The following is a 23018-nucleotide window of genomic DNA, read 5'->3' on the forward strand; positions in this document are numbered from 1 at the left end:
CACATGGATGGTTCGTTAGCGGCTGGTGCCGACTACGTTCTCTTAGCCGGTGACTTTACGCAGTTCTGCATCATTGACCGGGTCGGCAGCACCGTCGAATTTATTCCGCATCTTTTCGGTACTAACCGGCGTCCCACCGGTCAGCGAGGTTGGTACGCCTATAAGCGCACTAGTAGTGATGTGCTTGTGCCGGATGCGTTCCGACTGCTTAACCTGAACGGCTAAATGACCAAAAACTGAAAAGCCCCCTCTCTCGGTTTCCCCTTCTTCCCCGAGAGAGGGGGCTTCTTCTGCGCCGCTCAGGGGCGGCTGATAGCGCCTGTGCCGGTAGGCCGCACCCAGACAAGCCCTGAGCCCCTGACCAAGGCTCTGCGTGGCTCTCAGGTCCGCGTAAGGGCATCCTCTCGACCCCAGGAGGGCAAGCTCCAAGGCCGTGATGATGCTGGGCGAGTTCCACCAGCATGCCGGTTGTCGAGTAGGCCACCATGTTCATCTCGACCATGTTCGTGGCCTATTTATCGACCCATGCAAAGAGCCCCTAAGCCACACGTAGTGGCTTCGGGGCTCTACATTTCTGGGGACTAGTCTTGCCTGTGGCTGGCACACATAAAGAGCTGAACACCACCAGCAGCTACCGTTGCTGGCACGCGACTAATGGTGAATCCAGGTCCCGAGAGAGTTTGTATGTACCAGTCAGAGTTGCAGACTATACAGCGCCTGCCACTTAGCTGGTCTCCATTAAGCTTATCTACTTCTGCCGTGAATCCTGCCTGATTAGCTGTCAATGCCTCTCCCTCCTTTAGGAGGTTTCTGGGGTCTCCTAGCAGTTTCCTTAGGCGCGTTGGCTGCTAGGAAAGCCAGGCTCTTACGCAGATCTTCATTGTTGGAAGCTTCTCGTACTGGGGGATACAAATTTTGCAGGTCTTCCCAGCGTCTTTGGTGCTGCTTATTCCGTTCCTCTTGTGCCCGAGCGAGGGCTTCATGCCCAGCGGCAATAGCCTCTGCGTCGCGTTCTGCTAGCGTCATAGACTGTCTAGATGCCGGTCTTTGTCTAGGCTCTGACTCAGAAAGCACAAGTTGGATGGTGTCTATGCCTATACCAGTCCACTTGGCTATTACCTGAGCATTGCACCCTTCATGCTTTAGCTTCCAAATGTCGCTGCGTACTTGGTCGCTAACAGGCATCGCGCTACTGCCATCCCGATAGGTATCCGAGCGTGTACGGGTTCACTGCGCCCCCTCTCCCTTGCGGTAGGTCTCAGAGAGCACTGTAGTACACCATGCTATAGCTCACCAGGCATGTTATGTCTCGCCTCGCACATAGTGCCTTGCTTAGCTTGCCTCTGTGGCAAACGAAGATCAGGGCTGGGAGTGGCAACCTGGCATCCCTCGGTGGGTCCAGGTCTACGAAGAGATCAAGCGACAGATTGAGACGGGGGAGTTGCTCCCTGATGACCAGGTGCCGTCAGTGCTACAGCTCCAAGCGATCTACGGCATAGCTACTGCCACCGGCCAAAAGGTCCATCGGGCACTACGGGCAGACGGCTTGATCTTCACTAGTCCTGGCATGGGCAGCTTCGTCAAGGCTCAAGGCAAGTAAGCATGTCTAGACATAGCTGATTCATACCTGTCTCTAGAGTGGTATGGGTGGTTTCGTACTCTAACGTCCCTGTTTTTGAGGTCCCTTTAGAGGAACGACGAGCACATCAAGGCGCACGAGTACGCGGGCATGACCAGGACGGCCAGGCAGATCCGCGAGCACGGCTGCCCGGTGCTGCTCGACGGCCCGTTCACGGCGCAGGTGCACTCGGCGCGGCTGTGGGAGCGCTGGGTCGGCGAGCTGGGTGGTGACCCGGTCAGGCTCATCTGGGTCCGCTCGGACGGGCCGACCCTGCGCGAGCGCCTGGTGGCCAGAGGGCTGGAGAAGGACGCGGGCAAGCTGGCGGCGTTCGAGGCGTACCTGGCGGCGATCCGGGTGTCCGAGCCGCCGGCCGTACCGCACCTGGAGATCGACAACCGCCCTGGCGCGCCGCCGGTCGGCGAGCAGCTGTCAAGAGCGGGCATCCCACCGCGCCCCGACAAATCAGGTTAAGGAACCCGATACTCGTCGTCGCGCGCGTCGATGATCGCCATGTGGCCCGGCAGGTGGCCGATCGCGAAGTCCACGCCGCTGGCCATGATCACCGCCTGCGGCGTCACGCCGCAGGCCCAGAACAGCGGCACCTCGCCGGCCCGTACCTCCACCGGATCGCCGAAGTCGGGCCGGCCGAGGTCGGTGATCCCGATCGCGGCCGGGTCGCCCACGTGCACGGGCGCCCCGTGCACCTGCGGGTAGTGGCCGCTGACCTCGATCGCGACGTCCACAAGCGCCGCCGGGACCGGCCGCATCGACACCACGAGCGGGCCTGACAGCGGGCCGGACGGGCGGCAGGGCACGCTCGTCCGGTACATCGGCACGTTCGTCCCCAGCTCGAGGTGCCTGATCGGCACCCCGGCCCGCAGCAGCGCCTGCTCGAAGGTGAAGCTGCAGCCGATGAGGAAGGCCACGAGGTCGTCACGCCACTCGGCGACCACGTCGTCGAGATCGGCGACCGGCCGCCCGTCGCGATAGACGCGGTATCCCGGCAGATCGGTACGCAGGTCGCCCGGGAACAGGGCGGTGGACCACGCCCCCGGCTCCCCCACGTCCAGCACCGGACACGCCTGTGCGTTCAGTTGGGCGAACAGCAGCAGCTCGTAGCCCAGCTCCTTGGGCACGGCGATCAGATTGGCCTGCGTCCAGCCGGAGCACCAGCCCGCGGTCGGCACCCGCTCGCCCGCGCGGAAGCGCTCGCGCGCCTGCGCCGGGGTCAGGTCTGCGACATCCACACCTCGAGATTACGCCCGGTAACTGGGCCCGCAATCGCCGACATACTCTGACTTTTCGGGGTAGTAGGGAACGCCGTGCGCCTTGATGTGAACCTCCTCGACTACGCGCTCATCGCGATCTACTTCGCGACCGTGCTCGGCATCGGGTTCGCCGCCAAGCGGCGGATCAGCTCGAGCCTCGACTTCTTCCTGGCCGGCCGTGGATTACCCCCGTGGATCACCGGGCTGGCCTTCGTCTCGGCCAACCTCGGCGCGATCGAGATCCTCGGGATGGCGGCCAACGGCGCCCAGTACGGCGCCATGACCGTGCACTACTACTGGATCGGCGCGGTGCCCGCGATGGTGTTCCTCGGCATCGTGATGATGCCGTTCTACTACCGCTCGAAGGTACGCAGTGTCCCGGAGTTCCTGGGCCGCCGCTTCAACGGCGCCACCCAGCTCCTGAACGCGCTCTCCTTCGCCGTGGCCCAGATCCTCATCGCCGGGGTCAACCTCTACGCGCTCGCACTGGTCATGGAGGCCCTGCTGGGCTGGCCCCTGCCGGTGTCGGTGGTGGTGGCGGCGGTGATCGTGCTGTCGTACATCACGCTCGGCGGGCTGTCGTCGGCGATCTACAACGAGGTCCTGCAGTTCTTCGTGATCCTGGCCGGCCTGATCCCGCTGACCATCCTCGGGCTGGCCAAGGTGGGCGGCGTCTCCGGCCTGTTCGACAAGGTACGGCAGAGCGCGCTCGGCGAGGCCGGCCTGCACACGTGGGCCGACAGCGCGGGCAAGAACCCGATGGAGGCCCACTGGCTCGGCATCGTGTTCGGCCTGGGCTTCGTGCTGTCCTTCGGCTACTGGACCACGAACTTCGCCGAGGTGCAGCGGGCATTATCCGCCCGCAACACCAACGCCGCCCGGCTCACCCCGATCATCGCGTCCTACCCGAAGCTGTTCATCCCGCTGGTGACCGTACTGCCGGGATTGATCGCCCTCGTCCTGTTCAAGGACCTGGGCAAGGGCCAGGCCTACAACAACGCGATCCCGCTGCTCATGCAGGACCTGCTGCCCAACGGCGTACTCGGCGTGGCGGTGACCGGGCTGCTGGCCTCGTTCATGGCCGGGATGGCGGCCAACATCAGCGGGTTCAACACCGTGTTCACCAACGACATCTGGCAGGCGCACCTGGCCAAGGACCGCGACGACGGCTACTACCTGCGGGTCGGCAGGATCGCCACCGTCGCGGGCGTCGCGCTGGGCGTCGGCACGGCGTTCATCGCGGCCGGCTACTCCAACATCATGAACTACCTGCAGGCGCTGTTCTCGTTCTTCAACGCGCCGCTGTTCGCGACCTTCATCCTCGGGCTGTTCTGGAAGCGGATGACGCCGTGGGCCGGCTTCTGGGGCCTGCTGGCCGGGACCGCGTCCGCGTTCGCCTCGTACATCGCGTACAAGGCCGGAATGCTGGACTTCGGCACCGAACTGAACGCCAGCTTCTGGGGCGCGGGCGTGGCCTTCGTCGTCGACCTGCTCGTCTCGGTGGTGGTCACGCTGGTCACCACGCCCAAGCCCGTGGAGGAACTGCGCGGGCTGGTGTACGGGCTCAGCGCCGTCGACCTGGCGGACGACGCGCTGGCCGGTGACAAGAAGTGGTACCGCTCGCCCGTGATCCTCGGGACGGGCGCGATCGTCCTGGCCGCCGCGATGTACGGGGTGATCCTGTGAGCGACATCAGAATGGTGATCGGCGGGCTGTTCCTGATCTACGGGGTGATCCTGATCATCGCCGGGGTGGTGGGGGCGGCGGTCAATCTGTGGACCGGGCTGGTCATGGCGGTCTTCGGCGGCGCCTTCGTGATCTGGGCCCGCGTCAAGCGCATCTGACGCCGGGGGGCGGCCGGCCCGCCTCCGACGCCGGGGGGCGGCCGGCCCATCGGCCCGCCGCCCCCTGTCGAGGTTTTCAGTAGTCGAGCCCGAACGTATGAGCGCCCAGGCCGAACCCGTTCCCCCGCGGCACCACGTAGCCCTGCTCGATCAGCGTGGCCACGCTCCGGCGTACCTCTTCCTCTTCCAGACCGGTCGCGCGGATCAGCGCGCCGAGCTCCGCGCCGCCGGACTCGACCGCCTGCGAGGCGACCGCCTCGTACACGTGGATGTCGACGTCGGACAGTGCCTGCACATCGTGATCTCGGGCCATCAGCGTCGCCTCGCTCCCTCTCTCAGCCGCCCGGGGTCGATGTCGCGCTCCGGGTAGCGGCGCAGGTATTCGCTCTCCAGTTGGTTGGTCCGGGTGGTGTGGCGCGCGAGCGCGTCGTCCGAGCCGTGCAGGAAGGTGTCGGTCCGCGTGGTGTGCAGTTGCCGCAGCTCACGCAGCAGGTCGTCGTCCTGGAGTTGCGCTGGATCGATTCCCATCATCGTCATGGAGTAGCCCCTACCCCAGAAGGCGCCCGACAATATGTGTCACATTTCCTGACATAAGGGCATTGTCGGGAGGAGATCACCGCTTTACCTTCCCGTTATGGACCTCGAGCTCAGGCACCTCAGGATCGTTCGCGCGGTCGCGGACGCGGGAAGTGTGAGCAAGGCCGCGTCCCTGCTCGGGCTGGCGCAACCGGCCCTCACCGCACAGCTCAAACGTATCGAGCGGGTACTCGGCGGCACCCTGTTCGAGCGCGACAGGCACGGCGCCCGGCCCACCCGGCTGGGCGAGCTGGTGCTCGCCCGCGCCCGCGTGCTCCTCCCGGCGGCCAAGGAACTGCAGGACGAGGCCGTACGGTTCGCCCAGGCCCCCTCCCCCGGCTTCCGCATCGGCGCCACGAACGGGCCGATACTCGGCGGCCTCGTCGACCGGCTCGCCGCGGAACGGACGGTGAGCACGTACACCTCATGGTCGGCCGACGAACTCACCGCCATGACCGGGCTCGGCCGGCTCGACTACGCGCTGACCGGCGCCTGCGGCGACGGCGGCACCCCCACGGGCTCGCTGCGATGGGAGACGATCAGCTATGACCCGGTCTTCACCCTGCTCGCCGAGACCCACCCGCTGGCCGGCGAGAAGGAGCTGGACCTGTCCGAACTCGCCCTCGAAAGCTGGGCCGTCACGCCCGGCGACGGCTGTTTCGCCGACTGCTTCGCCACCGCCTGCGCCCGCGCCGGCTTCACCCCGGGAACGATCTATGAGACCGACGTGGCCACCTGCACCCACCTCGCCCGGGTCGGCCGGGCCGTGGCCCTCTGCCAGGCCACCCACCAGCCCGCCCCCGGCCTGGCGATGGTCCCGCTTGCGGGCGCGCCGCTGCGCTGGCGGCAACTCCTCGGCCACCACCCCGCCGCCCCGGATGCCGCCTGGGTGGCGGAACAGGCCAAACAGACCCACGCGGAGGTGGTACGGCGAAGCACGGTCTACCAGGACTGGCTGGTACGGAACACCGGCTTCGGCACCGCTCCCTAACCTGCCCTGATGTCCGACCTCCGCGCTGGGCCGCGATCTCGTAAGTGAGGGCCGGGGAGCCACGCCTCCCCGTGCCCGCCAGGGAGCTCTTGGGGGCTCTAGGCGCTTAGGCCAGGGTGTACTCCCACCCCGGCTTCCAGTCGAACGGAGCATCCACGAGCTCCTCCAACGCCACGCCCTCAAGCAGATTCTGCAACGCCCACCAATTGGCCGAGTGCGAGATGACCAGCACCGTACGCTTCTGCCACTTGTCCATCACCTCTTCAAGAAACGACGCGGTCTCCGCGACCACCTGCCGATAGCTCTGCCCCCCGGGCCACGGCATCTCAATGAACCGCCGCCGCAACCTCGCCACCTCACTGACGGGCCGCCCGTTGTAGATCCCGTAGTCGCACTCCCGCAACCGGGAGTCGAGCCGAATCTCCCGCCCATCCCCGAACGCGACCTCCGCCGTCTGCACCGCCCGCCGCAGATCAGAGGCGTAGATCAGCTTGACCGCCATGGCCCGACGCTACCCATGGATCCCGGTGTCTGGCGTACGCGCTGAGTGAACGAGGACGATCTATGCTGGCATGAGGGCTCAGGTGTGGAAGACTGCATGTTTGCAAGGGGCGGTAGCTCAGCCGGTCAGAGCATCGGACTCATAATCCGTGGGTCGTGGGTTCAAGTCCCACCCGCCCTACTTCTCGATACCAGCAGAAACCCCCGCCTGACCTGCACTTTTGTGCCGGGGCGGGGGCCACATACGTCCGGCTGTCTACGGCTGGAGCCGATCGTTCGCGAACGTCTCTCCCCAATGCGTCCCCACGGTTCCGGGTCATGAGTCGAGGTCGGCCACCTGCGCGCGTACGCCGGCGTGGGCGCGGGTTGGACACAGGAGGGGGCCCAAGCAAGGCCGCGACTTTCGCTCTTCCCGCCAAGTCGAGCCACCCTGCTCCGGACACCTGTATGTAGGACGACGTTCAGTTCGAGGTCATAGGGGCAGTAGCGCCATTCCCGTCGCCGAAGATCTTTACGGCTGCGTGAGACCCCTCTCAAGGGCGATGAGGAGGAAGTCGCTCTTCAAGTTGAGACCACTCGTAGGGGCGGCTGATGGATTCTGGCTGCGCCGGCCGGTCAGGCTTCCAGGATGGCCGACTCGATGCGCTCGGTGATCCATTGGACGGTCCGGTCGACGCCCCAGCCGAATGTCGTGGGGCTCGCGCCAGCCGTACTTCCGAGTCACTGGTGCCCGCTGGCGGCCGCGAGTGACTGGAGCTTTCCGCCGTTGGCGTCGAGCCAGTGGGTCGTGTCCTCCAGCTTGCGGATCCGGTCGGTGACCTCGCCGAGCTGTGCCTTCCCGTTCAGCCAGCGGCCCGCCCGCGACAGGGCGCTGCCGACCGCCCGGGCGAGGAGCAGCCGGGGCAGCGCGTCGGCCTCGGCGGCGTCCAGCGGGCGGACCGAGGCGTACCCCCGCAGGAAGGCCATCGTGCGGAGCTGCCAGTCACGCGTCTCCAGGGCCCCGCTGTAGAACAGCGCCGCCATCATGTCCTGGACCATGAAGCCGACCCCGGCGAACTCGAAGTCAAGCAGCCCGCTCACCTCCCCGGTGTCCTCGTCGACCAGCACGTTCGAGGCCGCCAGGTCACCGTGGATGACCTGGGTCGGCAGCGCGCCACCGCCCGCAGGCCACTCCTGCCCGACGCGGCGCGCCACGGCGTCGAGGCGGGCGACCCGCTCCGCGCTGATTCCGGCGGCGCGCAGCTGATGGCAAAGGGCGCCGACGTGCGGCACGGCGGGGTGCGCCAGAGGATTACCGCGCCAGTCCCCCAGCCCGTCTTCTGGTGGCACGCCCAGCATCGCCTCGCCGAGCAGCCCGGCTGCCCGGCCGAAGCGCTCGAGTGCCGTCGGGCCCGTGAGGTCGGGCTGCACGCCGGGGATCCACCGGCAGACGGTGGCGGGCCCGGCCGCGGTCTCGATCACCGTGTCCCCGCTGGGCGTGGCGACTGGTTCAGGCACCTGGAAGGGAAGTCCGGCCGACCGTAGCCGCCGCAGGATCCGGTGCTCGGCGCCGGCCTGCGCGGCGGACTGGGTCTGGCTGACCCGGAGCACGAATCGAACGCCCCCCTGGCGAAGCAGGAACGTCTGGTTGTTGGTCCCCTGCTCGGCTCGGATGATCGTCGTGTCCGGGGGGAAACCCCACGCTGCCAGCAGCGGGGCCAGGAACTCCAGGTCGGCGGAGGCGGTCATGCGCCAATTCTGGCGGCATGCCCAGGTCGGCGGGCAACCGGTTATAGGCCCCCTTCAGAGCAAGAGTACGGCTGGTGCGAGGCCCGCGACGGAGCTCGTTGCCTCGATATTTCGCAGGTCAGAGAGTTCAAGATCCGCTCATGACCGGAATTTCTGCCATCTCGGCTCACCCCGGTCACCGGCGAGCGGTTGCCTGGTTGAGCCAAGCCATGAGTTCGCGATTGGTGGCGCATGCGGCGGACAGATCCTCGTCGTGTTCTTCGAGGTCGTTCGGTTCACCAGCGAAGAGCGGAGAAGTCGATGGGAGCCGGCGGCAGTTTGCGGGTGCGGGTGGCCAGGTTCTGTAGTCGCTGCTTCATGTCCTGGGTGGTGAGGCGTCTGCGGTCTCCGTGGCCTGGCAGCAGCCATTCGAAATGAAGGCGTGGTGCCGTCCGTTCCAGTGAGGCTGCCAGTTCAGTGATGGAGTACCAGGTGACGCTGTCGAACACTTCGATGTCCATGGTGGTGCGTGACCAGTAGAGGCTGTCGCCGCTGAAGCAGTACATGTTGTCGGCGAGATAGAGGACGCTGCCTTTGCTGTGGCCAGGCAGTGGGTGTGCGATCACCGGGTCGGCGATCTCGATCGGCTCGGTGCCATGAATGATCTTGTCGGCGTCTGGAGCCGCGTCGAGGTCGCCTTCGTGGATCCAAAGCCGTGCACCGAACCGGTCGGCGTAACGACGGCCGTGCGCGGCATGGTCGCGGTGTGTGAGCAGGACCTCGGTCACCGGGCCGAGCGCCTCGTACTTCGCGGCCGAAACGGAGCTCCACCGTGGCGTGTCGATCATCAGATTTCCGGTCGGACGGCAGAGCAGATAGGAGTTGGCGCCCGCGGTCTTCGGTGAGTTGTGCCCGCACAAGTAGAGGTGCTCGTCCAGGGCCAGCGGGAACGGGTCGAGCGTCGGATTCAGCCCCTGCGAGTCGTGCCGGATCGAGCGGGTGTGGCAGGCGTACGCGGCGGCGCGCATGGCCCGTTCCTCCGCGTCGGTGCGCGGTTGCCGGATGACCGCCGACCGGCCGTCGACCTCACCGATCAGTCCGGGGGCAAGCTGACGGGCGACGTCGCAGTTCGTGCAGCGCTGATCGATGTGCCAGCCGGTATCGGGCGGATGGCTGCTCATGGCGTGGTTGCTCCTCGCGCGACACAAATGACGTTGACCCGGTGGATCAGGCATGGACCGAAGCCCCTTGCCCACGTTGCCTCTGGCTCGGTGGACGCCCGGTCAGACGGCGCGGCCGACAGGGCTGTGCTGGCCGCCGGTGTTGTAGATCACCTGGCCGGTGATGAAGGCGGCGTCTGCCGAGGCCAGAAAGGCGACGAGATCGGCTGTGTCCGCGGGCTCGCCGACCCTGCCGAGCGCGAAAGCGGCGCCCATCTGCGCGCGCCGTTCCGGCGAGGGGTCGGCCAGGGGACCGGTCGTGGTGGCGCCTGGCCCCACTGCGTTGACAGTGATCCCCCGGGCGGCGAACTCGATCGCGGCGACCTTGGTGACCTGGTCGAGGAACGCCTTCGCGCCCGAGTAGAGCGCGCTACCCGGCAATGCTGTGTTGGTGACCCCGGACGAGACGTTCACCACCCGGCCGCCGTCGCTGAGCAGATCCGCCGCCGCTTGCATCACCAGGAACGGGGCCCGTGCGTCAACGGCCACGAGATGATCGAAGCTCTCCACCGACGTTCGCGCCAGCGGCCCCCAAGAGACGGCCCCGGCGTTGTTCACGATGATGTCCAGCTTCCCGAACTCTTCCGCCACCGCTTCCACCACCTCGGCGGCGGCCTCGGCCTCGGCCAGATCCGCTTTGATCGTCAAGGCCCGGCGTCCCAGCGCCCGTACCTGCCCGGCCACCTTCTCCGCCTCGTCCTTGCCTGTGTTGTAGGTGAAGCCGACGTCGGCCCCGTCCGCTGCCAGCCGCCGCACGATCTCCGCGCCGATGCCGCGGCTGCCGCCGGTGACCAGCGCGACCTTGCCGTCCAAGCTCATGGTGAATCCCTTTCGTTTCGGGCGGGGATCAGTCCACCAGCGCGCAAGCCTGAGCAGAAGGACACGTTGGCTCTCGTTCCATACACTGGGGATATGGATGACGTGGAAGTGCGCGAGCTTCGCTACTTCATCGCGGTCGCCGAGGAACTGAACTTCACCCGTGCTGCAGCACGCCTCGGCATGGCCCAGCCGCCCCTGTCCACCGCTATCGGCAAGCTGGAGCGCAAACTCGGCGTGACCCTGCTGGAGCGCACCAGCCGCCACGTCCACCTCACCTCGGCCGGGCAGGAACTGCTGGAACAGGGCCGGATCGCCGTCGAGGCCATCGGCGCCGCCCTCGAGCGCACCCGCCGCACGGGCACCCAGGCCGACCGGCTCACCGTCGCCATCAAGGCGGGCGCCGGCACCGAGCTGCTCAGCAAGATCACACGACGCTGCGCGGACGATCCATTCATGCCCCAAGTGCACGTCCAGTTCGTCCACGACGGCGGACCGGCCGCCGCCCTGCGCGCCGGAACCGCCGACGTCGCGCTCCTGCATACCCCGTTCGACGACCGCGGCCTGGACACCGAACTGCTGTTCGTCGAGCCGCGTGTTGCGGTCCTGCCCGCCGGGCACCGCCTGGCGCGGCGCCGCAGCCTGCGCCGCGCCGACCTGGCCGGGGAACCAATGCCACGCTGGGCGAAGCAGACCGACACGGCCACGGCCGCCTACTGGGCCAACGGTCCCGGGGAGACACCAGACGGGCCCGAGATCAGCGACATGAACCAGCTACTCGACGTGGTCGCACTCGGCCAAGCGGTGGCCTACATACCGCTCTCCATCGCCCGCCAACACGGCCGGGCGGAGCTGGTCTTCGTACCGGTCGCCGACCTGAGCCCGAGCAAGGTCGTGGCCGCCTGGCCCGACGCCACCCGCTCCCGCACCGTCGCCAGCTTCGTCCACACCGCCGTCGAGGTCGCCGCAGACCGTCCCCGGCAGGCAGCCGCACTCGCCTGAGAACCCGCAGACACATCCCAGTGCGGCCGGATGCCATAGACCACCGGCGTCCTGGGCTCGCCCAGGACGAGCCCAGGCAAGATCATTCTCATCGATAACGGCCGTCCGCCGATCGACTTCCTCGAGGAGCTGCACTACCTGGACGCCCACTTGCTCGGCCAGCTGTCGCCGGCCGACCGGGCCCGCCAGGCCAGGGCACGTCAGGCGCTGTACGACTACGCCGACGCGATGTGGGACGCGGTCAAGGCGACCCCTCCCGACAGCTCCCCGGCCACCCGCAACGCCTACAACAGCGTGGCCGCGCGAAATACGTGCACCTCGGTCGCAACCTCGGCAAGAAGCCCGTCGTTCTCGATGTCGCCTACATCATGCCCCACGGCACGCCCCTCTCCACCGACGCCCCCAACCCTGGATGCGACTTCCAGTAGGGCCGGCGCGGCTGGGCACCAGCCGCGTCCATTCCGGGCCCGCCGCGTGGACCCCGCGGTGGGCCCGGTGCCCGCTCCATCACCGACCGGTCCCTCAGGGCGCTGGACCGTACCGCCTGAAAGGTTTGAGCAAGTGACCGAGATTTACTACGACGATCAGGCCGACCTGTCGATCATCCAGGGGCGTCACGTGGCCGTGCTGGGGTACGGCAGCCAGGGCCACGCCCACGCGCTCTCCCTGCGTGACTCCGGCGTGGACGTGCGCGTCGGCCTGCCGGAGGGCTCCAAGAGCCGTGAGAAGGCCGAGAACGACGGGCTGCGGGTCGTCACGCCGGCCGAGGCCGTCGAGGAGGCCAACCTCACGATGATCCTTGCGCCGGACCTGTACCGCTTCAAAACTCATCGCATTGGGCTTGAGCTGGGATTTCCCCGGAGCGTCTATGCGGCTCGGCGGTACTCGTTGATCAGCCCACTGAGCACCTTCCGGCGTTCGATCCGGCCTGCCAGCGGTACGACGGTCTGCTCGTCATGATCGGGCGGTCGCTGTCGGCGGGACTGGTGCGGCCGATGCCCGTTGTAGTGATCGACATACTCGCTCAGCACCGACCGCAGGTGCTGTTCGTTGTAGATCAGCATGCGGCCGGTGCACTCGGCCCGAACAGTACGCACGCACCGCCCGGCGTAGCAGTTGGCTCGCGGCGTCCGCAGCGGGGTCTTCACCACCGTCACGCCCTCGCTGGCGATGACCTCGTCGAACGTCACAGCGAACTTGGCGTCTCGGTCGCGGATGAGGAAGCGGAATACGTACAGGCGCTTCAATAAGGCCGTGTCGACATGGAAGAAGTCGACGGCCGGCAGCCCTTTCGCCTGGGCGTGCAGGCTCCACGAGGTGTCGGTGCTTCGGGGAGCCGGGCCGGACCGACAGCTCCGCAGGACGGTCGCTTCGCTGACCTGGTAGCCGAGCCGGACCAGTTCACCGTGCACCCGGCGATATCCCCGGGCCGGGTTCTCCCGCGCCAGGTGTGCTATCAGGTCCCGGATCTCCTTGCTCATCCGGGGCCGACCGGGTCGGCTCGTGGTGGCGGCCACGAAGAGCACCGGCGCGCTGTTCTCCAGCTTCGGGCTCTGGTTCGGCGACGACTTCGGTCCTCGGCGCGATCATGTTGCTCGCCGACTACCGGCACCCGCACTTCGGCCGGTGGGTCTCCGATGCCGGGTCGTGGGGCGGCATGCCGGCGGGCGTCACCTCAACCGGCGCCGTCACGGCGGACGGACGGCGGCTGCGCTTCGGTCCTCGCTGGACCATGGCCCGTCGGGCCGGGGCCGCTGTCCGCAATGACGCCCCCGCCGTCCAGACCGCTGGAGCCGCTACGGAAGGGCCGGCTCCAGGGTCCGGACGGCACGTGGCATTCAGACGCGGGTCCACTTCTGGTTGTTCTGGCCGTTGCACGCCCAGATCTGCACCTTGGTGCCGTTGGCGGTGGCGGCGCCGCTGACGTCCAGGCACTTGTTCGCCCCGACGGCGGTGATGCTGCCATCGGCGTTGAACCGCCATCTCTGGTTGTTCCGCCCGTTGCAGTCCCAGATGATCACGGCGGTGCCGTCCGCCGTCCCGCCCCCGTTCACATCCAGGCACTTGTTGCCGTACACCTGAAGCTCATCCGCGGCGGTCGACGTCCACTGCTGGCCGGCCTGCCCGTTGCAGTCAAAGATCTGCACCTGTGTACCGTTCGTCGGCGAGGCGGCGTTGAGGCACCGGTTCGACCCGACACCCCGCAGCGCGCCGGTGCTGCCCGGAGGCGAGCCGTCGCCCTGCCCGACGCCCTTGCCGTTGACGGTGAACGAGTCCACGTCGAACGAGTTCGCGGACGGCGACTTGAACACGACGTAGACATTGCGGGTGCCACCGGGATCGGTGACCTGCACCGCGGGCAGGGACACGTAGGTGTTCCATCCCCCGGTCGCCGGCACGGGGCTGGAGGCGATGAGGGCTCCGGTCGGCGAGTCGGCGTGCAGTTCGATGGACGCCCCGGTGTTGGACGGTGCCGAGACGCGGAAGGACACCGTGTCGATCCCGGACAGGTTGATCGGGCTGAAGGAGATCCAGTCGTTGTTGGAGATGTCGCCGATGCGCCTGCCGCCCTCGGCTCCGGGCTCGTCGACGATCCGGATTCCGGACGAACCGGTGAAGTGCTCGGCCTGCTTGTGCTTGGGCTGCAGGGTGACGCCGGCGCTGCCCTTCAGGCCGCCCTTGTCGGTGTAGTCGGCGGACAGGGCGTAGTAGACGTTGGCGGCCTCGTCATGGCCGGAGGCGGTGGTCGTGACCGTTCCGGAGCAACCGGTGTACTGGCCGGTGTCGTGGGCGTGCTGGTCATGGCCGAGCGCGGTGATCACGTTGACCTTGGTGCAGTCGATGGCGCCGTCCTCGGGGTCGGTGACGTTCACCGTGTAGGCCACCTGGTCGCCGAAGTCGATGAACCCGCCGTCGGGCGGAGCCGAGAAGACGACCTTGGGACGGGTGTTGCCGACGGCGATGGACAACGTGACGCTGCCCGTCTTCCCGCCGGAGTCCCGTACGGTGAGCTTGGCCGTGTACGTCCCGTTGGCGTTGTAGGTGTGGGACGGGTTGGCGCTGGTGGAGGTCCCGCCGTCGCCGAAGTCCCACGCGTAGGTGATCGCGTCGCCGTCTGGGTCGGACGAGCCGGCCGAGGAGAACGCCACCGTCAGCGGCGCCGCGCCCGAGTCGGGGTTGGCGCTCGCCTTGGCCAGGGGCGCGCGGTTTCCGGCTACGTAGTCGACCCGGTAGACGCTGTCATCGGTGTTCGCGTGGCCGAAGCCGTTGCCCCAGTCGGCCATGTACAGGGCGCCGTCCGGACCGAACTTCATGTCGATCGGCGCGTGCGGGGCGAGCTGTGCCGCGAAGGGGTTGATCTTCAGGAGGTTGCCCGAGGAGTCCAGCCGGAACTCCTTGACGAAGTTGCGACTCCATTCGTAGACGAACGGCGTGCCGTCGAAGTACTCGGGGAACTTGCGGTCAGAGCCGCCGGCGGCGTCGTAGCGGTAGAAGGGGCCGCCCATCGGGGCGGCACCGCCGCAGCAGTCGATCTCGGGGAACTCGGCTGAGGCGTGGTAGTTGTACCAGACGGTCGCGGGCTTGGCCGCGGGCAGATTGGTCAGCCCGGTGTTGTTGGGCGAGTCGTTGACGGGCGCCGAGCAGTTGAACTTCGCGCCGGAGGTGTTGGTGGCGAAGTTGTAGTCGTTGAACGGGATGTTGTTGCCGACGCAGTACGGCCAGCCGTAGAAGCCCGGCTGCTTGATCAGGTTCCACTCGACGGTGCCCTCGGGACCGCGGCTGGGGTTCGCGGCGCCGGCGTCGGGGCCGTAGTCACCCAGCGAGATCCACCCCGTCACCTTGTCGACCGAGAAGCGGAACGCGTTGCGGAAGCCCATCGCGTAGATCTCCGGCCGCGTCTTGGCGGTGCCGGGCGCGAACAGGTTGCCGGACGGAACCGTGTAGGTGCCGTCGGCCTCGGGGTGGATGCGCAGGATCTTGCCGCGCAGGTCGTTGGTGTTGGCCGCGGACCGCTGGGCGTCGTAATGCTCCCGGCCCGGCCGCTCGTCGATCGGGGCGTAGCCGCTGGACCCGTTGGGATTGGTGTCGTCACCCGGGCCGATGTACAGGTTCCCGCCCGGCCCGAACGCGAGGTAGCCGCCGGTGTGGCCGGGCTCGTCGACGTTGCGGTACGCCGGAACCTCGATGATCTTCTTCTCGCTCGCCAGGTCGAGGCTGGTGCCGTTGAAGGTGAACCTCGACACCCGGTTCACCTCGCCGCCGTTGGACGGCGAATAGTTGACGTAGATCCAGCCGTTGGTGGCGAAGTTCGGGTCCAGCGCCAGCCCGATGCCGCCGTCCTCGCCTCCGTCGTACACCGACAGGGTGGCGATGACGCGCGTGCCCCCGCCGTTGGCGGGGATCAGGTTCACCTTGCCCGAGCGCGAAATGTAGAAGACCCTGCCGTCGCCGGCCACGTCCAGTTCCATTGGCTGGTCCGGTGCGCCGTCGAGGGTCACCTTCTGGAACCGGGCCGCGACGGTGCCGCCGCAGTCGCCCGGCGCCGCGCCCGCCGCCCATTTCACCCCGCCCAGCAGGTGCTGTTTGAACGACGGCTCCGAATAGGAGGACGCCTGGTGGCCCATCGCGGTGGCCCACACCCGGCCGCCCTCCGGGTTGTGACACCAGGAGATCGGGTGGTCGGCGCCCATCTTGTTCGGCCCCGCGTCATAGGTGGTCTCGTCCGCGGTCACCAGCACGTGCACCGAGCCGCGCAGGTTCTTGTCGAAGTTGTACCACTCCTCTGTGCGCACCCAGCGATCCGGCAGTCCCTTGGTGGAGGGGTGAACCTTGTCGGCCACCTTGGCGGTGCCCTGCAGGATGGATGAATGCGCGGTCATGTGCGCGCCGGCCAGGGCGACCTGGTCCCACCAGGGGAATTGCGCCTCGATGTTCATGTCGGTGGCGTTGTGGATCGCGACGACGCCGTGGCCGCTGCGCACGTACGCCTGGAAGGCCTGACGCTGGGCGTCGTTGTCCCACACCATGCCGCTGGTCTGGAACATGATCACCGCGTCGTAGGTGTTCAGGGTCGCGGCCGTGAAGACGGCGGAGTCCTCGCTCTGGTCGAGCTGGAAGTTGTTGTCGGCCGCCATCTGCTGGAACATCGCGACACCGGCGGGGATCGAGTCGTGCCGATAGGCGCCGCTCGCGGTCTTGGTGAACAGCAGCACCTTGAACTGCGGCGCGGCCGCGTGCGCCACCAGCGGCACCGCGGACAGCCACAACCCTAATAAGGCTGCGGCGAGGGCGGAAAGCAGGCGTGATGTTCGCATGAAGGATCTCCTGGGGGGTTACGGAGTTGACGGGTGGGAAGGCGTGCGTCATCTCGGCCGATGCCGGTCGTCTTCAGCAGTGACCCACCCATCGATCCGGGCGGCGGGGCCTGACCATGCGAGGATGTCGAATCGATTCGGAACGAAAATAGGTCGGGCCAAACATGAGTGTCAAGCATGCTTATCAAGCGAGTCCAGGACCGCCTTTCCGCTTCTACTGAGCCAGGGTCTCACCGCCTTTACCGGAAATCCGCAGGTTCAGGCCGCGTTACCGATGCCGCGCCACTCCGCCGGCATTCAAAAGGGCAAGGAAAAGGCCCTCGATAAGTATGAAACTTTCAAGCACCATTGTGATCAGAGGGTGCGCAGGTAGGCGAGGCCGTCCACGGCCAGCGCGTCCTGGCTTTCGGCGAGGGGTCGCCAGATGGAGGCCGCGGTGGCGATGGTCTGGTTGTGCGCGGTGAAGGACTCGATGACGAGCGGCCCTTGATAGCCGGCGTCGTTCAGGGCCCGGGTGAAGCCGGGCCAGTCGAAGCGGTCGGCTCCCGGCGTGCCGCGGTCGGTGCCGCACACCTGGACGTGCGCGATCCGATCCGCCGCGACCCGCACCGCCTGGGCGGGATCCTTCTCCTCGATGTTCATGTGGTAGGTGTCGAGTGCCAGGTGGCAGTCCTCAGGCAGCGCGTCCAGCGCCTGCTCGACGGTGTTGATGAGGCTGGTCTCGTACCGGTTGAGCGGCTCGACCGCGAGCTTCACCCCACGGCCGGCCGCGTAGTCCACAACGGGCCGCAGATGCTCACGCAACTCTGCGTAGACCTCCCGGCGCTCGTCCGGCGCCAGCCGCCACGTACGGCCGACCGAGGCGTACGCCGGCCCCCCGATCGCGGGGGAGCCGACGGTCGTCGCCACGTCGACGCAGTGCCGCAGATAGTCCTGGGTGTCGCGGATGGTCTCCGGAGAGGCGGCCACGAGTTCCCGCCCCGGCGGCATGACCAGTACCACGGACGCGGCCAGCCCGTGCTCGGCCAGTACCGTCGCGGCCTTGTCCGGGTTCCAGTCGCCGGGCTGCTCGATCGGCAGTTCGATGACGTCGAAGCCCCACCTTGCGATGCGGGGCGCGAGCCGGGCCAGTTCGTCGTCGGTCAGCGGGGAGACCCAGACCCAGGTGTTCACTCCGATGGAGAACATGCGCCCCTCTTCGTGGTCGGTTCGCGGAAGGAGCCGATCAGCTCTTCTTCCCGCCCCAGTTCTCGGGGAACCCGGGCAGGGTTTCGCAGCCGCACAACGCGTAGTGCAGCGGTGGCATGTTCGGCTTCAGGTACGCCGACAGGTTCTCCGAGGTGACCTTCGGCTGCGGCAGGTTCCACATTTTGGGCACCTCCTCGCCCTTGAGGATCTTCAGCGCGGCGATGATCGGGGTGCGCCACTGGTAGGTCGGATATGTGGGCGCGATGGCGGTGAGGTGGGCGTCCTTCCACTTCTGTAGGAAGTCCTGCTGGTCCTCGCCGTTGATGGGTGGTACCGGCAGGCCCGCGTCCTCGAATGCCTCGATCGCGGCCACCGCCGTGGCGCCTGCGTCCATCCAGACGCCGTCGATCTTGCCGTGCCGCTGGATGTAGTCGCTGACGATGCTCTTGGTCTTGGCGGCGTCGCCGTCGGTGAACTCGACCCCCACGACCTGGACCTCGCTCTTGTCGAAGACCACCTTGGCCGCCGACCAGCGGGTCTCCAGTACGTCCACGCCGGGCAGGATACGGAGCGCGAGCACCTTACCGCCGGCCGGGACCTTCTCGACCAGGAACTCGGCGGCGTCGGCGCCGAAGGCGTAGCCGCCGATCGGCTTGATGAACGTCACCGGGCAGTCCGTTTCCACGCCCCGATCGAACACGATGACGGGCACCTTCCCGCAGGCGGCCGTCACGGCCGGGGTGAGCGTGGCCGTGGTGTTCGGCGAGACGATCAGCGCGTCACAGCCCTTGGCCTGCAACTCGGCGATGTCGGAGATCTGCTTGTCGTCCTTGCCCTCGGCATCCAAGGCGGTGAACTTGGTGATCTCCTTGTGCAGGCCGGCCTCGGCCTGCATCGTCTTCCACCCGACCTGGCGCCATGGGTTGTTGACCGCGGCGTTGGAGAAGCACAGGTGGTACGGTCCGTTCTTCTTGTACTTCGCCGTATCGACCATCTGCGGGGCGATGGCCTGCTCCCAGGGCTTGTCCATGGGACCCTGCGGCGTCTGGGAGCGCATGGCCAGCTGGGCGTCGAAGTCCGCCCGCACGAAGAACTTCGACTGCGCACCCGTGCCCGAGCGGTGAGCGCTCGTGGCGGGAGCCGCGGACTGGGTAGTGGACGTCAGCTTGTCGGTGGTGCAGCCGGCGAGGGCGAGCGCGGCGAGCACGGCGACTGCGGCCTTATGACGCGGCATGTGCGTCTCCTTTGCGGGGGGTGAACGGCCGGGGAAGCCGGATTGCTCCCGCCGCGACCGCGGCGATGATGATGACGCCCTGCACGGTGAACTCCAGCGCCCCCGAGATTCCGTACAGGTTGAGCAGGGTGAACAGCGCCTCCAGCGTGAAGGCCCCGGCCATGGCGGCCAGCACGGAGCCGCGGCCGCCGCCGAGCACCACGCCGCCGAGCACGACCGCGGTGATGGCGGAGAACTCCAGTCCCTGGCCGACCTGGGCCGAGACACCGGCGAAGCCGCCGAGCAGGATCGCCGCGACGGCCGCGGCCAGGCCGGAGAGCATGAAGGCGAAGATCTTGGCTCGGTGGACCCGGACCCCGGACAGGGCCGCGGCGCGTTCGTTGTCGCCGGTGGCGATGAGCGTCTTGCCGAAATCCGCGCGCATGAGCAAGATCGCCGCCGCGCCCCCGGCGAAGAGGATCAGCACCGACCACGGCACCGGTCCGAGGCCGCCGCGGCCGAGGACCCGAAAGCCCTCCGACAACGCGCCGCGCGGTGCGCCGCCGGTCCACAGGAAAACCGCTCCGGACAGGATGAGCAGCATGCCGAGCGTCACGATGAACGACGGCACCCGCAGCTTGGTGGTGATCACGCCATTGATCAGTCCGACGAAGAGCCCGACGGCGGTCAGCAGCGCGAGGACCGGCCAGGTGGCGGACTCGTCGCCGTCGATGAGCCGCGCGGCGATCACCACCTCCGCCGTCACCAGCGAACCGACCGAGAGGTCGAACTCGCCGGAGACGATGACGAAGTACTGCCCCGCGGCCAGGATCACCAGCGGCGCGGCCCGTTTGAGGAACGCCAGGAACCCGGCGGGCTCCAGGAAGAAGGGGTTGGCGACCGCTATCGCGGCCAGCAGCACCAGGAGGACCGCGACGATGGGAAGTGCCCGTTTCATGCCGACCGCTCCTTGGTGCGCCGGGCGTAGACGGCCACCGCGATCACGATGACCACGCCGCGGACCACGTCCTTGACGAAGGAGTTGACCTCGAGCTGATTGAAGATGGTGTCCAGGACAGCCAGCAGCAGGACGCCGCCCACGGTTCCGGCGACGCCACCCTTTCCGCCGGCCAGCGCGGTCCCGCCGAGCACGACCGCGGCGATGGACTCCAGGTCGTAGCCGCCGTCGGTGCCGACCGTGGGCGCCCCCGCCCCGAGCCTGCCGGCCAGGAGCAGGCCCGCGATGCCGGCGCAGACCGAGCAGAGCACGTGGGTGAGCAGGATGACGCGACCCGTACGGATCCCGGACAGCCGGGCGACCTCCTCGTTCCCGCCGACCGCGTAGATGCGGTAGCCCGGCCGGGTCCTGCTCAGCAGGAACCAGGCGGCGACGGCGACGCCTGCCCAGAGCAGGGCGGAGACGGGGATCGGCCCTATTCGGGAGTAGCCGAGGATCTGGAACGACTCGGGCACCTTGCCGGCGGGGCCATCGTACAGGTGGTCGACGATGCCCCTGATGATCAGGGCGACGCCGAGCGTGGCGATGAAGGCGTGAACCTGGAGCCTGGTGATGACCAGCCCGTTGACCAGCCCCACCAATGCACTGACGGCAAGCACCGCGGCGACCGCCGGCAGGATGTTCCCGTCCTGGCCCGCCATGATCTCCGCCGCGATCAGCGAGGTCAGGCTGATCAGGTACGCCACGGACAGATCGAGCGACCCGGCCAGGATCGCCAGCGTCTGCCCGATCGCCACGATGCCGAGAGCCGCCGAGCGCTGCTGGATCCCGACGATGCTTTCCATGGTCAGGAACTGACCGCCGTCGAGCGCGACCAGGACCCAGCCGACCGCGACCAGGCCGAGCAGCGCGAGGAACACCACCTGTGTGGGCTCACGTAACCAGGCCGCCAGGCCGCTGTGCGCCTCGCCGGGGTGGGCGGGACGGCGGACGCGTGAGAGCGTGTTCATTCAGCCACCTCTCCTGCGGCCAGACGCATGATGGCTTCCTCAGAGGGGCCGGCCGGCAGTGTGCCTGCGATCCGGCCGTCGCGCAGGACGACGACGCGATCGCTCATGCCGATGAGTTCGGGCAGCTCGGAAGAGATCATCATGATGGCCATGCCGCCATTCGCCAGCTCACGCATCAGGTCGTGGATCGCGGCCTTGGCCCCGACGTCGACGCCCCGGGTCGGCTCGTCGAACAGCAGCACGCGCGGCGCCATCGTCATCCATTTGGCGAGCACGACCTTCTGCTGGTTGCCTCCGGACAGGTAGCGGACCTCCTGTTCCTGTCGTGGAGGCGACAGGCGTACCCGTTCGAGCAGGTCGTGGACGCCATTGCGGCCCTTGGCGCCCACCGCCCGGGCGACGAGCAGGGCATTGTCACGAACCGACTGGCGCAGGGCGAGTCCTTCGGCCTTGCGGTCCTCGGTCACGAGCCCGATGCCCATGGCGACGCCTTCCCGGACCGAGCGGGGGCGCGACGGGGTCATCTCGCCCGTGGTGAACGGCTCCGCGCCGAAGATCGCCTTGGCGAGCTCCGATCTGCCGGATCCCTGCAGGCCGGCGATGCCGACGATCTCCCCGGCACGCAGCTCCAGATCGATGTCGCGGAGCTTGTGGTTGCCCGCTCCGCGCAGGCTGAGCCGTACCTCACCGGGGCCCGGCGAGCGGGGCGGGAAGTAGGCGCCGAGGTCGCGGCCCACCATCAGGCGGATCAGCTCGTCGGGGGTCACCTCGCCGATCGGGAGCGTGGTGACGAGCGAGCCGTCCTTGAGCACGGTGACGCGGTCCGCCAGGTCGAACACCTCGCGTAATCGGTGGGAGATGTACACGACGGCGACGCCGCGCTCCCTCAGCCGCCCGATCAGCCGGTAGAGCAGCTCGACCTCGTGCTCGGCGAGCGCCGCGCTGGGCTCGTCCATGACGACGAGCCGGGCGTTCATCGACAACGCCTTGAGGATCTCGACGACCTGCTGCTGGGCCACCGACAGGCGCTTGACCGCGTTGCGGGGGCCGAAGGAGTCCTCGCCCAGTTCGGCGAGGAGCCGCGCAGTCGCCTGCTCCATGGTGGCCCGGTCGACCAGGCCGCGCCTGAGCGGCTCGCGCCCGAGGAAGACGTTCTCGGCGACCGTACGCTCGGGCAGCAGGTTGAACTCCTGGTACATGATCGCGATGCCGGAGCGCTGCGCCTCGAGCGGATGGCCGAAGGAGACGGGGTGACCGTCGATCTCGATCGTGCCCTCGTCCGGCGGGTGAACACCGCAAATGATCTTCATCAGGGTGGATTTGCCGGCGCCGTTCTCGCCGACGACGGCGTGCACCTCGCCGGCCGTTATGTCCAGGTCCACTCCGGACAGCACCCGCACGCCCAGGAAGCTCTTGCCGATGCCACGCATGCTCAGCACCCCGCCCACCTCCCCCACCGTGGCCGATCCCGCGGACGGAGTCTTGAGGGTAAGCCTGGGCCAGCGGCAAGTTTCGGCCTTATATCCCTCATGCTGCCGGATGCTAAGCGGGCTTATGTCGACGGTCAAGCAAAAGCTCGCACCCTTGACGGCATAATCGGTGGTCTACAGCAGGCCTTGAGCAGCACCTCGACATCCTGACGAGCAAGCTCGGCGACCGCTCGGCCATCACCGGTACGGCGGTGATCGTCGTAATCGGCGGATAATAAGACAGTGATAAGCCTTCTTATGCTTGACCATCGACAAAAATGGCTCTTACCATCACGGAGACTTACATACCGGATGCCTT

21 protein-coding genes, 1 tRNA gene and 1 pseudogene are annotated in these 23018 nt (G+C 67.5%); 9 read left to right on the forward strand and 14 right to left on the reverse strand.

Annotated elements, in window-relative coordinates; genetic code table 11:
* The 3 genes from ACGFJ2_RS15735 to ACGFJ2_RS15745 all read left to right on the forward strand — a co-directional run.
* Nucleotides 1-225 (forward strand): phage major capsid protein (locus ACGFJ2_RS15735; RefSeq protein WP_393468554.1); only part of this gene is annotated, 225 nt, incomplete at its 5' end.
* Between the two features lie 1120 nt (nt 226-1345).
* On the forward strand, nt 1346-1600 hold the full coding sequence (locus ACGFJ2_RS15740) for a GntR family transcriptional regulator (RefSeq protein WP_393468557.1): 255 nt from the start codon (nt 1346-1348) through the stop codon (nt 1598-1600).
* Between the two features lie 129 nt (nt 1601-1729).
* Nucleotides 1730-2092 (forward strand): hypothetical protein, encoded by a 363-nt coding sequence (locus tag ACGFJ2_RS15745; protein ID WP_393468560.1) that lies wholly within the window; start codon nt 1730-1732, stop codon nt 2090-2092.
* On the opposite strand, the gene ACGFJ2_RS15750 is transcribed toward ACGFJ2_RS15745, so the two are convergent.
* Entirely contained in the window at nt 2089-2868 is a 780-nt protein-coding gene (locus ACGFJ2_RS15750) for a putative hydro-lyase (RefSeq protein ID WP_357959999.1), read from the reverse strand. The genes ACGFJ2_RS15745 and ACGFJ2_RS15750 overlap by 4 nt on opposite strands.
* 75 nt (nt 2869-2943) lie before the next feature.
* Between ACGFJ2_RS15750 and ACGFJ2_RS15755 the strand changes: the two genes are divergently transcribed.
* Nucleotides 2944-4575 (forward strand): sodium:solute symporter family protein, encoded by a 1632-nt coding sequence (locus tag ACGFJ2_RS15755; RefSeq protein WP_357959997.1) that lies wholly within the window; start codon nt 2944-2946, stop codon nt 4573-4575.
* Nucleotides 4572-4733, forward strand: a complete 162-nt coding sequence (locus tag ACGFJ2_RS15760; protein WP_357959995.1) for a hypothetical protein — start codon at nt 4572-4574, stop codon at nt 4731-4733. Before ACGFJ2_RS15755 ends, ACGFJ2_RS15760 begins: the two co-directional genes overlap by 4 nt.
* 76 nt (nt 4734-4809) lie before the next feature.
* Here ACGFJ2_RS15760 and ACGFJ2_RS15765 read toward each other — a convergent pair whose 3' ends face one another.
* Both ACGFJ2_RS15765 and ACGFJ2_RS15770 read right to left on the reverse strand, forming a co-directional pair.
* Nucleotides 4810-5046 carry a hypothetical protein gene (locus ACGFJ2_RS15765; RefSeq protein ID WP_358189549.1) on the reverse strand — a complete coding sequence of 79 codons (237 nt, stop codon included), beginning with the start codon at nt 5044-5046 and terminating at the stop codon, nt 4810-4812.
* The gene (locus ACGFJ2_RS15770; RefSeq protein ID WP_357959988.1) at nt 5046-5270 is read right to left on the reverse strand and encodes a DUF6158 family protein; all 225 of its coding nucleotides are present in this window, start codon (nt 5268-5270) and stop codon (nt 5046-5048) included. The genes ACGFJ2_RS15765 and ACGFJ2_RS15770 overlap by 1 nt, the downstream gene beginning before the upstream one ends.
* A gap of 97 nt (nt 5271-5367) precedes the next feature.
* Between ACGFJ2_RS15770 and ACGFJ2_RS15775 the strand changes: the two genes are divergently transcribed.
* Entirely contained in the window at nt 5368-6300 is a 933-nt protein-coding gene (locus tag ACGFJ2_RS15775; RefSeq protein ID WP_357959986.1) for a LysR family transcriptional regulator, read from the forward strand.
* A gap of 106 nt (nt 6301-6406) precedes the next feature.
* Here the strand turns inward: ACGFJ2_RS15775 and ACGFJ2_RS15780 are convergent, their stop codons facing one another.
* Nucleotides 6407-6802: a histidine phosphatase family protein gene (locus tag ACGFJ2_RS15780; protein ID WP_393468566.1), complete on the reverse strand. Its 396-nt coding sequence runs from the start codon at nt 6800-6802 to the stop codon at nt 6407-6409.
* Nucleotides 6803-6908: 106 nt separating this feature from the next.
* On the opposite strand from ACGFJ2_RS15780, the gene ACGFJ2_RS15785 reads away from it, so the two are divergent.
* Nucleotides 6909-6982 (forward strand) — tRNA-Ile (locus tag ACGFJ2_RS15785).
* Between the two features lie 539 nt (nt 6983-7521).
* Here the strand turns inward: ACGFJ2_RS15785 and ACGFJ2_RS15790 are convergent.
* From ACGFJ2_RS15790 to ACGFJ2_RS15800, 3 genes are all read right to left on the reverse strand, one after another.
* Nucleotides 7522-8529 carry a phosphotransferase enzyme family protein gene (locus ACGFJ2_RS15790; protein WP_393468569.1) on the reverse strand — a complete coding sequence of 336 codons (1008 nt, stop codon included), beginning with the start codon at nt 8527-8529 and terminating at the stop codon, nt 7522-7524.
* Between the two features lie 275 nt (nt 8530-8804).
* Nucleotides 8805-9689 carry an MBL fold metallo-hydrolase gene (locus ACGFJ2_RS15795; RefSeq protein ID WP_393468572.1) on the reverse strand — a complete coding sequence of 295 codons (885 nt, stop codon included), beginning with the start codon at nt 9687-9689 and terminating at the stop codon, nt 8805-8807.
* A 102-nt stretch (nt 9690-9791) separates the two neighbouring features.
* Nucleotides 9792-10547: an SDR family oxidoreductase gene (locus ACGFJ2_RS15800; protein ID WP_393468575.1), complete on the reverse strand. Its 756-nt coding sequence runs from the start codon at nt 10545-10547 to the stop codon at nt 9792-9794.
* Nucleotides 10548-10640: 93 nt separating this feature from the next.
* Here ACGFJ2_RS15800 and ACGFJ2_RS15805 point away from each other — a divergent pair, with 93 nt between their 5' ends.
* On the forward strand, nt 10641-11546 hold the full coding sequence (locus ACGFJ2_RS15805; protein WP_393468577.1) for a LysR family transcriptional regulator: 906 nt from the start codon (nt 10641-10643) through the stop codon (nt 11544-11546).
* 570 nt (nt 11547-12116) lie between these two features.
* A pseudogene (locus ACGFJ2_RS15810) lies at nt 12117-12356 on the forward strand (NAD(P)-binding domain-containing protein); the annotation flags it as partial.
* 56 nt (nt 12357-12412) lie between these two features.
* Here ACGFJ2_RS15810 and ACGFJ2_RS15815 read toward each other — a convergent pair.
* The 7 genes from ACGFJ2_RS15815 to ACGFJ2_RS15845 all read right to left on the reverse strand — a co-directional run bounded on the left by ACGFJ2_RS15815 (nt 12413) and on the right by ACGFJ2_RS15845 (nt 22660).
* Nucleotides 12413-13027 carry an integrase core domain-containing protein gene (locus tag ACGFJ2_RS15815; RefSeq protein WP_357959964.1) on the reverse strand — a complete coding sequence of 205 codons (615 nt, stop codon included), beginning with the start codon at nt 13025-13027 and terminating at the stop codon, nt 12413-12415.
* 357 nt (nt 13028-13384) lie between these two features.
* Nucleotides 13385-16861: a ThuA domain-containing protein gene (locus tag ACGFJ2_RS15820; protein WP_393468580.1), complete on the reverse strand. Its 3477-nt coding sequence runs from the start codon at nt 16859-16861 to the stop codon at nt 13385-13387.
* A gap of 354 nt (nt 16862-17215) precedes the next feature.
* Nucleotides 17216-18049: a sugar phosphate isomerase/epimerase family protein gene (locus tag ACGFJ2_RS15825; protein ID WP_393468583.1), complete on the reverse strand. Its 834-nt coding sequence runs from the start codon at nt 18047-18049 to the stop codon at nt 17216-17218.
* A 37-nt stretch (nt 18050-18086) separates the two neighbouring features.
* Nucleotides 18087-19283, reverse strand: coding sequence for an ABC transporter substrate-binding protein (locus tag ACGFJ2_RS15830; RefSeq protein WP_393468586.1), 1197 nt, complete (start codon nt 19281-19283; stop codon nt 18087-18089).
* Nucleotides 19270-20220 carry an ABC transporter permease gene (locus ACGFJ2_RS15835; RefSeq protein WP_393468588.1) on the reverse strand — a complete coding sequence of 317 codons (951 nt, stop codon included), beginning with the start codon at nt 20218-20220 and terminating at the stop codon, nt 19270-19272. The genes ACGFJ2_RS15830 and ACGFJ2_RS15835 overlap by 14 nt, the downstream gene beginning before the upstream one ends.
* The gene (locus ACGFJ2_RS15840) at nt 20217-21230 is read right to left on the reverse strand and encodes an ABC transporter permease (protein ID WP_357959946.1); all 1014 of its coding nucleotides are present in this window, start codon (nt 21228-21230) and stop codon (nt 20217-20219) included. The genes ACGFJ2_RS15835 and ACGFJ2_RS15840 overlap by 4 nt, the downstream gene beginning before the upstream one ends.
* A complete protein-coding gene (locus tag ACGFJ2_RS15845) occupies nt 21227-22660 on the reverse strand; it encodes a sugar ABC transporter ATP-binding protein (protein ID WP_393469998.1) in 1434 nt (477 codons plus the stop codon). Before ACGFJ2_RS15845 ends, ACGFJ2_RS15840 begins: the two co-directional genes overlap by 4 nt.
* Nucleotides 22661-23018 lie beyond the last annotated feature (358 nt).

Source organism: Nonomuraea sp. NPDC049028 (assembly GCF_043197735.1).
Lineage (GTDB): Bacteria > Actinomycetota > Actinomycetes > Streptosporangiales > Streptosporangiaceae > Nonomuraea.

Excerpts from the sequence above, each read along its gene's own strand:
- ACGFJ2_RS15745 (WP_393468560.1), top strand. The coding sequence starts at position 1,730 with ATGACCAGGACGGCCAGGCAGATCCGCGAGCACGGCTGCCCGGTGCTG.
- ACGFJ2_RS15765 (WP_358189549.1), bottom strand. The coding sequence starts at position 5,046 with ATGGCCCGAGATCACGATGTGCAGGCACTGTCCGACGTCGACATCCAC.
- ACGFJ2_RS15770 (WP_357959988.1), bottom strand. The coding sequence starts at position 5,270 with ATGACGATGATGGGAATCGATCCAGCGCAACTCCAGGACGACGACCTG.
- ACGFJ2_RS15775 (WP_357959986.1), top strand. The coding sequence starts at position 5,368 with ATGGACCTCGAGCTCAGGCACCTCAGGATCGTTCGCGCGGTCGCGGAC.
- ACGFJ2_RS15780 (WP_393468566.1), bottom strand. The coding sequence starts at position 6,802 with ATGGCGGTCAAGCTGATCTACGCCTCTGATCTGCGGCGGGCGGTGCAG.
- ACGFJ2_RS15790 (WP_393468569.1), bottom strand. The coding sequence starts at position 8,529 with ATGACCGCCTCCGCCGACCTGGAGTTCCTGGCCCCGCTGCTGGCAGCG.
- ACGFJ2_RS15795 (WP_393468572.1), bottom strand. The coding sequence starts at position 9,689 with ATGAGCAGCCATCCGCCCGATACCGGCTGGCACATCGATCAGCGCTGC.
- ACGFJ2_RS15800 (WP_393468575.1), bottom strand. The coding sequence starts at position 10,547 with ATGAGCTTGGACGGCAAGGTCGCGCTGGTCACCGGCGGCAGCCGCGGC.
- ACGFJ2_RS15805 (WP_393468577.1), top strand. The coding sequence starts at position 10,641 with ATGGATGACGTGGAAGTGCGCGAGCTTCGCTACTTCATCGCGGTCGCC.
- ACGFJ2_RS15815 (WP_357959964.1), bottom strand. The coding sequence starts at position 13,027 with ATGAGCAAGGAGATCCGGGACCTGATAGCACACCTGGCGCGGGAGAAC.
- ACGFJ2_RS15820 (WP_393468580.1), bottom strand. The coding sequence starts at position 16,861 with ATGCGAACATCACGCCTGCTTTCCGCCCTCGCCGCAGCCTTATTAGGG.
- ACGFJ2_RS15825 (WP_393468583.1), bottom strand. The coding sequence starts at position 18,049 with ATGTTCTCCATCGGAGTGAACACCTGGGTCTGGGTCTCCCCGCTGACC.
- ACGFJ2_RS15830 (WP_393468586.1), bottom strand. The coding sequence starts at position 19,283 with ATGCCGCGTCATAAGGCCGCAGTCGCCGTGCTCGCCGCGCTCGCCCTC.
- ACGFJ2_RS15835 (WP_393468588.1), bottom strand. The coding sequence starts at position 20,220 with ATGAAACGGGCACTTCCCATCGTCGCGGTCCTCCTGGTGCTGCTGGCC.
- ACGFJ2_RS15840 (WP_357959946.1), bottom strand. The coding sequence starts at position 21,230 with ATGAACACGCTCTCACGCGTCCGCCGTCCCGCCCACCCCGGCGAGGCG.
- ACGFJ2_RS15845 (WP_393469998.1), bottom strand. The coding sequence starts at position 22,660 with ATGCGTGGCATCGGCAAGAGCTTCCTGGGCGTGCGGGTGCTGTCCGGA.